This window comes from Qipengyuania flava (assembly GCF_011762005.1).
Taxonomy (GTDB): Bacteria; Pseudomonadota; Alphaproteobacteria; order Sphingomonadales; family Sphingomonadaceae; genus Qipengyuania; species Qipengyuania flava.
This window is the reverse complement of the sequence record NZ_JAASQU010000001.1, coordinates 855,228-861,875: the sequence shown is the minus strand read 5'-3', so window position 1 is coordinate 861,875 and position 6,648 is coordinate 855,228. Positions and strand designations below refer to the sequence as shown.

Annotated in this window: 8 protein-coding genes; 4 read left to right on the top strand and 4 right to left on the bottom strand. The window is 59.9% G+C overall.

Annotation, left to right across the window (positions count from 1 at the left end; all coding sequences use genetic code 11):
* Together FHS69_RS13775 and FHS69_RS04170 are read left to right on the top strand one after the other, a co-directional pair.
* The coding region (locus tag FHS69_RS13775; protein WP_208380066.1) for a hypothetical protein at nt 1-212 on the top strand (212 nt) is incomplete at its 5' end.
* A gap of 29 nt (nt 213-241) precedes the next feature.
* Nucleotides 242-2,560: an EAL domain-containing protein gene (locus tag FHS69_RS04170; RefSeq protein ID WP_166776654.1), complete on the top strand. Its 2,319-nt coding sequence runs from the start codon at nt 242-244 to the stop codon at nt 2,558-2,560.
* A gap of 227 nt (nt 2,561-2,787) precedes the next feature.
* On the opposite strand, the gene FHS69_RS04165 is transcribed toward FHS69_RS04170, so the two are convergent.
* A complete protein-coding gene (locus FHS69_RS04165) occupies nt 2,788-3,345 on the bottom strand; it encodes a carboxymuconolactone decarboxylase family protein (RefSeq protein WP_166776653.1) in 558 nt (185 codons plus the stop codon).
* A 105-nt stretch (nt 3,346-3,450) separates the two neighbouring features.
* Here FHS69_RS04165 and FHS69_RS04160 point away from each other — a divergent pair, with 105 nt between their 5' ends.
* Both FHS69_RS04160 and FHS69_RS04155 read left to right on the top strand, forming a co-directional pair.
* Nucleotides 3,451-4,047, top strand: a complete 597-nt coding sequence (locus tag FHS69_RS04160) for a TetR/AcrR family transcriptional regulator (RefSeq protein ID WP_166776652.1) — start codon at nt 3,451-3,453, stop codon at nt 4,045-4,047.
* 47 nt (nt 4,048-4,094) lie between these two features.
* Nucleotides 4,095-4,787, top strand: a complete 693-nt coding sequence (locus tag FHS69_RS04155; RefSeq protein WP_279588303.1) for a helix-turn-helix domain-containing protein — start codon at nt 4,095-4,097, stop codon at nt 4,785-4,787.
* A 42-nt stretch (nt 4,788-4,829) separates the two neighbouring features.
* On the opposite strand, the gene csgH is transcribed toward FHS69_RS04155, so the two are convergent.
* The 3 genes from csgH to FHS69_RS04140 are packed head-to-tail and all read right to left on the bottom strand — an operon-like array spanning nt 4,830 to nt 6,558.
* Entirely contained in the window at nt 4,830-5,132 is a 303-nt protein-coding gene (csgH, locus tag FHS69_RS04150) for a curli-like amyloid fiber formation chaperone CsgH (protein WP_151885648.1), read from the bottom strand.
* A gap of 44 nt (nt 5,133-5,176) precedes the next feature.
* Complete coding sequence (locus tag FHS69_RS04145) at nt 5,177-5,749, bottom strand: hypothetical protein (RefSeq protein WP_166776650.1); 573 nt, start codon at nt 5,747-5,749, stop codon at nt 5,177-5,179.
* Nucleotides 5,750-5,781: 32 nt separating this feature from the next.
* Nucleotides 5,782-6,558, bottom strand: coding sequence for a hypothetical protein (locus FHS69_RS04140; protein ID WP_166776649.1), 777 nt, complete (start codon nt 6,556-6,558; stop codon nt 5,782-5,784).
* Nucleotides 6,559-6,648: the final 90 nt, after the last annotated feature.

Sequence of the window (6,648 nt, the reverse complement as noted above, 5' to 3'; positions counted from 1 at the left end):
ACGACGGCGATGACGACGACGGCGATGACGACGACGGCGATGACGACGACGGCGATGACGACGACGGCGATGACGACGACGGCGATGACGACGACGGCGATGACGACGACGGCGACGCGGATGACGACGACGGCGATGACGACGACGACGACGATGACGACGACGATGATGATGATGATGATGATGATGACGATGACGATGATGACGACTGATCGGCTATCGGCGATCGCGTCCTGATCCCATGCGTTCGGCGTCCTCCTCGATCCTGCTGCGGCGTATGCCGTGGGAGAATATCCTCTTGGCGGCCCTCCTGATCTTCTCGATCGGGTCGGCAGCCCAGTCGGGCGCGTTTCGTGATCTGGACAATGGTCTCAGGAGTTTCAGCTTTGCACTGAGGAGCAGCACGGCAAGCGGACAAATTCACGTCGTCGAAATGGACGCCGCAAGCGTCGCCCAGATCCAGCGCTGGCCGTGGCCGCGCAGCAATTACGCCGGTGTTGTTACAGCGCTGGATGCGGCGGGGGCCCGCTCGATCATTTTCGATGTCGACTTCTCCTCGGCTTCTGACCCGGTCGAGGATGCCACGCTGGCGCGCAGCCTTAACAAGGCCGCCGCGCAAATTATCCTTCCGACATTCGCCCAGAGCGAAAGCTTCGGATCCGATCGGCAGATCGACGCCTTGCCCATCGCCGCCTTGCGGCAGCATGCTTCTTTGGCATCGGTGTCGGTCATCCCAGACAGCGATGGCGTGGTGCGTAACATGCCCCTGGGAACGATAACCGCCGATGTCCCGCGACCCTCGCTGTCGGCGCAGGCCGCCGGGGTGGCCGGAAAAGCCGGAGAACACTTTCCCGTCGATTTCGCGATCAACCCCGCGTCGATACCCCGCTACAGCTTTATCGATATTGCCGACGGACGGTTCGATACTTCAGCGGTCCGCGGCAAGGACATCCTGATCGGCGCAACCGCGATCGAGATGGGAGATCGATACGCCACGCCGCGGCATGGCGTATTGCCCGGTGTAATAGTCCAGGCGCTTGCTGCGGAAACCTTGCTGGGCGGGATTCCCATCTTCGGGGGGTGGGAGTTCCCGTTGCTGGTCGGGGCAATGGCTGCCGCCCTGATCTTTGCGCAGAAGACCTATCGGCGCGTAGTCATGGCCTCCGGCATGGGCGCGGTGCTGCTCTTCGTTGCCGACATCGCATCGTACAGTCTCGTCAATGTGGAATTCCGGATCGTCGCGGGCCTGCTTCTGATCCTCGGGTCGGGTGTCGCACGCGCGGGTCTGTTGCTCTATCGCGATCTGTATCGCGCACAGCGCATCGACCAGGAAAGCGGCTTGCCGAACCGCCGTGCATTGCGCGAGGCCGACGGTTCACGTGAACACGCGCAGACCATCGTTGCCATGGTTGCGAATTTCGATGCGATCAAATCGGTAATCGGCGCAGAAGCCATCGGGTCGCTGATGCAGAGCCTCGCCGCGCGAATGGGTGATCAGGACCTGATATACCGCGTCGATGATCGCTGTCTGGCGTGGATTTCCGAAGAAGGTCACGAGACGCGGTTGGAAAAGCTCACCGAACTGCGGCGCGAATTGCGCCGTCCGCTCGAGGTCGCCGGCAAGCGTGTCGATCCTGCCATCGTTTTCGGCATCGCCGCGGCCGGTGCCACTGCCGAAGCTTCGCTGGCTGCCAGCACCGCGCTGGCGAATGACAAGGTGTGGCACATGCACGAGGCTGCCGAGCAGGACCTCCTCGAGCAACAGGTTTCGCTGATGGGCGAACTGGCGAACGCGATCGAGAACCATCAGCTCGAGGTGCAATACCAGCCCAAGCTCGACCTGAAGACGAACCGGATCGCCAGCGTCGAGGCGCTCGTCCGGTGGCACCATCCAACGCGTGGCTATCTCAGTCCCGACAGTTTTATTCCATTGGCCGAGAAGAGCGATCACATTGCGGATATGACGCTGTTCGTCCTGCAACGTACGTTGCGCGATCTCTCGCAGTGGCAGGCAGCCGGCATGGAGGTGAAGGCGGCGGTGAACATATCGGCGCGCCTGCTTACCTCGCAGGTCTTCTTCGAGGCGGTCCGTGCGGCACTTGCGGAAAGCGAGACCTCGGCCTCCCATCTCATTTTCGAGGTTACCGAATCGGCAACCATGGCCGATCCGTCGGCCGCCCTGCGCGCACTGGATGGATATCGGCAGATGGGGATCATGATCTCGCTCGACGATTATGGCACTGGCCAGTCAACCCTGACCTATCTCAAGACCCTGCCGATCGGCGAGCTCAAGATCGATCGAAGCTTCGTCGAGAATGCGCATGAAGACAGCAGCGATGCGCTGTTGGTACGTTCTACCGTCCACTTGGCGCACGCGCTTGGTCTGCAGGTCGTTGCAGAGGGAATCGAGACAAAGGAATGTCTCGACTTCCTGCGCGAAGTCGGATGCGATCTTGCACAGGGTTATCACGTTTCCCGTCCGCTGCCGGCGCCGGACCTCCTTGCGCTTTGCCAGCGTTACACGGGCGTTGCGAGCCTGCCCCAACGATCCGCAGCATAGGAATGATGACGATACTGATCTACGGGTATTCCCTTAGATCGGTCTCCTGCCTATAGGCCCGCTCGAGGCGATGAGCTGATTCTCTCCGCGACCCCCGCGTCTCCTGGACGCCCGGAGTGCTCATCGCCTTACCATCTTCCGGAACTGTGCGTAATATCGTTCGCAAACGCGAAACGGGCGGCTGCGAGGCCGCCCGTATGTGAGGTTCGAAACCTGCGAGCGCTGGTTCAGCTGGCCGACTTGGTCCAGGCGAACTTGGCGAAAGGTTCGTCTACCGGCGTTTCGGCGAGATGATTGGTGTAATTGCTCATTACCTTCTGCGCGAGTCCAAGAACGATCTCGAGCAATTGGCGCTGGGTGTAACCGGCGTCGAAGAACGCCTGCACCTCGTCGTCGCTCACATTGCCGCGATTGCGCACCATTGCGAGCGTGAATTCACGGAGCGCCTCGAGACGCGGTTCGGCCAGCGGGGTTTCGTTGCGCAGGGCCTCGGTGATGGCGGCGTCGACCTTCATCGAGTGCGCGATCCCGGTATGTGCCGGAACGCAGTAGTGGCAAGCATGTTCGACGTTGATCGTTTGCCAGACAACCGTCTTTTCCTCGTCATCGAAGCTGGAAGCGAGAAACAGCTCGTGCAGCTTTTGATAGCCTTCAAGCAGGCCCGGGGCTTCTGCCATCACCGCGTGCAGATTGGGGATCATGCCGAAGGCCTTTTGCGATGCGCCGAGCAGCGGCTGGCTTTCTTCAGGAGCTGTTCGCGGAGTGTGGAGCGTCAGTTCGGTCATTGAAAATCCTTGTTTGTCATCCCGTCGGCAGCCCATCTGGGAATGCTTGAGTGATTGCTCAAGATGCAATTTGAATGAACGCTCAAGAATGCCTATGTGGATTGCATGGTAAAGTTGACGACCCATGACCGGGCCGCAGCCCTTGCGGCCGGGCTCGACGCTTTCTGGCAGTGGGGTTTCCACGGCACCTCGATGAAAGACCTGGAACGCGCTACGGGAATGCATCCGGGCAGCATCTACGCAGCCTTCGGCAGCAAGCGGGGTTTCTATGTCGCCGCGCTGGATCGCTATACCGAGGACGTGCTGGCGGATTTGCGCAGGCATGCCTCGGAAGCGGCCTCACCGATCGAAGGACTTGCCGGGTTCGTCGAAGCGGTCGCGCTGGATGAAGACCGTTCGGCGCGTTCCTGTATGCTCGTCAAAACGCTGCTCGAGCATGGGGAGGGCGACGAAACGCTGCGTCGTAGCGCCGAAAGCGGCATTGCCGCGATCGAGACCGAGATCGGCAACAATCTGCGCCGCGCGCAGCAGAGGGGTGAGGCTTCAGCATCGCTTGAAGTAGAGCATGCGGCCAGACGCATACAGCTCAACATCATGGGCTTGCGCAGTTTCGCTTGCCGACCCGGCGCGAACGAGTCCGTAGCCCTCATGGCGCACGATATCGCCAGCGAGATCCGCAAGCTCAAACAAGTGCCAAGCTGAACAAAAATAGCCCTTGCTAAGTATCGGTTATTGAAACACACTGAACTATGTTTTGCGGCTCCATCAGCGGGCGAATACAGGCCGACACAGAGACGGGTAGAAAAGAGCCCAGGCTTACCTTGAATATTGCCGCGTCGCTGCGCCAAGGCGAGCAGTCGGGTAATGTTCAAGTGCTGAATATTTCGCGAAGCGGCCTTCTTCTTCGGACAGATTTTGGTCCCTTGGACGAGCAGGCAATCACAATCACCATTCCCAATGTCGGCGACATAGATGGCCGCATAGTCTGGAAGTCTTCCGATTTTGTTGGTTGCCAGTTCGATCGACCGCTCAGGCGGGCAGATCTGCTCGCAGCACGCATTCGAAATGGCGGAGCTGATGTGCTTGGGACGGAACCCATGGGGAGCCGGATCAAGCGCTTGCGAGAGGCATCGGGATTGTCCTTGGTGGCTCTTGCCGAACGGGTAGGAACGAGCAAGCCCACCGTGTGGAAGTGGGAGACGGGGAAGATGTTGCCTTCGCGAGAGTCGTTTCTCAGGCTTTGCGAAGTTCTGCGTGTGGGCCAAGTAGAACTTGCGTATGGCGAAGCCGACCGCATGACCTCGCAAGCCCCCTTGCCTGAACTCTCGCAAGGACTGCCGTTCGAAGAATTGGTGCAGCGCTATCGCGAACTGATTGCTCACGCGTTAGAATGCGAAACGGATCAGGTAGAGATTGTCATCCGCAATCGGAGTTCGGATTGACCGCTAATCGCCGGAGCCGGCCAGTGCCTGTCCAAGCACCGGTCAAGCGCTGCACGATGCTCCCCTTGTGTAACGGTAATTTCGACCGTTCTCTTCGGTTACGTCGATAGTTACGCACCAATCGCCGGCGGTCTGCATCCTCATTGTCGATAGGACTACCGGAACGTTCGCCGTGAGCGATGTCTTGCCGCGATGCCGACTGGTCGATGAACCCGTCATCTCGATTGAATATTCGACGCGCTGATCGACCGGCGAATTGCCTTCCAGCGATACTTCCGTGACATCGCCCCGCGGCTGAATGCTGAGCGTTATCGCTTTCGGCGGCTCGGATATGCCTTCGGGCATGGTGCCTCCAATGCTGGCAATGAACAGTAGGGCAGGTCCCATGGCTAACCTTCCGGAAGCGTGGTCAGCTGGTTGACGATCGCCTCGATCATCGATTGCGTTTCCACGGGCAGCTCGTTTGCACCGGAATCGGCCGTGGCAGCGGTGTCTCCGCTGTCCGGAGCGGCAAGCGTTAGCGACGCCAAGGCCTGAAGGTCGCTGTCACCAGCCGAAGCGGTCTTGCCGGTGACATTCTTCGATGCAGATGCAACGTCGCCTGCGGAACGCCTTATCGAGTTCTCGGCGAAAAGCACTTCTTCGGCAGAAAGCTTGCGGCGCTCGGGTGTGAAGTCTGCGGAACGCGTTTCCAGGCGGCGCGCGCAAAATTCCTGATCTTGCTCGGAAAGCAGCTCAGCACTGCAGCGATCAAGACCTTCTACCCTGTCGAGTTCGAGCGCGGTATCGCCATCGGAGACCTGCAATACGCTGTCAGCAGCCTCGTCGGAATTGTTGGTCTCGGCGACCTCGACCGTCGATTCCTCGCGTGAGCTGAGCTGCTCTAGCACAGGATCCTCCGCCGAGTTGCTCGCGACCTGCTCCATCGCTATTTCGGGTTGGGCCAGCAACAGGATCGCCAAGGTCGATACGAAAACCATCGATAAGCCTCCCGTCAGTTTCCACCACCATTTGTCTGTAGGACATACATCGTGCTGCCGCCAGTCTGCTCGATCGCGAGATCGGACAGTCCGTCACCGTTCTGTGCCCATTCCAGTCGGTTCGAGGCACCCAACTGGGTAGCGGTCATCGCATTGCCCGATCCGTCCTGCGACAGGCGAGCTTGGTTGTCTTCGCCATCCTGGACGAGCATCAGGCTATTCGCTTCACCGGTTTGGCTGATTGCGGCGGCTGAGTAGCTCGTCCCGGTCTCCGACTGGAAAACACTCGCCCCGTTGTTGATACCCTGTTGAGACAGGATCAGAATGGCTCGACCTTCGCCGGACTGTTCGACATCGGCGGAATTCCGGTCGCCATCTTGAGCGACGACCGCATAGTGCGGGCCATTGCGCTGGAGGATATCAACGGTATTCTCGTCCCCCTGCTGCACCATGCGCGCATAACCGCGGCTGTTTTCCTGCTCGCTCGAAGCAAGATTATCGAGGCCGATCTGGTCGATGAAGACGCCGCTGCCGGCGTCTTGCGGTACCTCGATCGGCTCGAATGCGGGAATGCTGGCAGCGGACGCGTTTCCGTTCGCGCCCGAATTGCCCTTGTTGCCACCGCAAGGATTTCCGGTGCCTTTGCCTAGTCCGGTTCCGCACGGATTGCCCGGGGGCACATGGCCGTCGGCGCCAGCACCTTGGGTTGAACTGGGATTCGCATGAGCGCTCGCGGCAGTAAGAACCGCGCTGACTACGATCGCTACCTGCAAGAATGTGCTGACTTTCATGGCGGGGTCCTGTCGTTTCGCAATTACGGTAGCAGGCGCGAGCGAGATGGGGCCGGACCGATCTGTACGCTTCGCCGGGAAGTTAGGGAC

Bases quoted from the DNA above. Each gene is read 5' to 3' on its own strand.
- FHS69_RS04155 (WP_279588303.1), top strand. From the start codon at position 4,095: ATGTTTTGCGGCTCCATCAGCGGGCGAATACAGGCCGACACAGAGACG.
- FHS69_RS04140 (WP_166776649.1), bottom strand. From the start codon at position 6,558: ATGAAAGTCAGCACATTCTTGCAGGTAGCGATCGTAGTCAGCGCGGTT.
- FHS69_RS04170 (WP_166776654.1), top strand. From the start codon at position 242: ATGCGTTCGGCGTCCTCCTCGATCCTGCTGCGGCGTATGCCGTGGGAG.
- csgH (WP_151885648.1), bottom strand. From the start codon at position 5,132: ATGCCCGAAGGCATATCCGAGCCGCCGAAAGCGATAACGCTCAGCATT.
- FHS69_RS04165 (WP_166776653.1), bottom strand. From the start codon at position 3,345: ATGACCGAACTGACGCTCCACACTCCGCGAACAGCTCCTGAAGAAAGC.
- FHS69_RS04160 (WP_166776652.1), top strand. From the start codon at position 3,451: ATGGTAAAGTTGACGACCCATGACCGGGCCGCAGCCCTTGCGGCCGGG.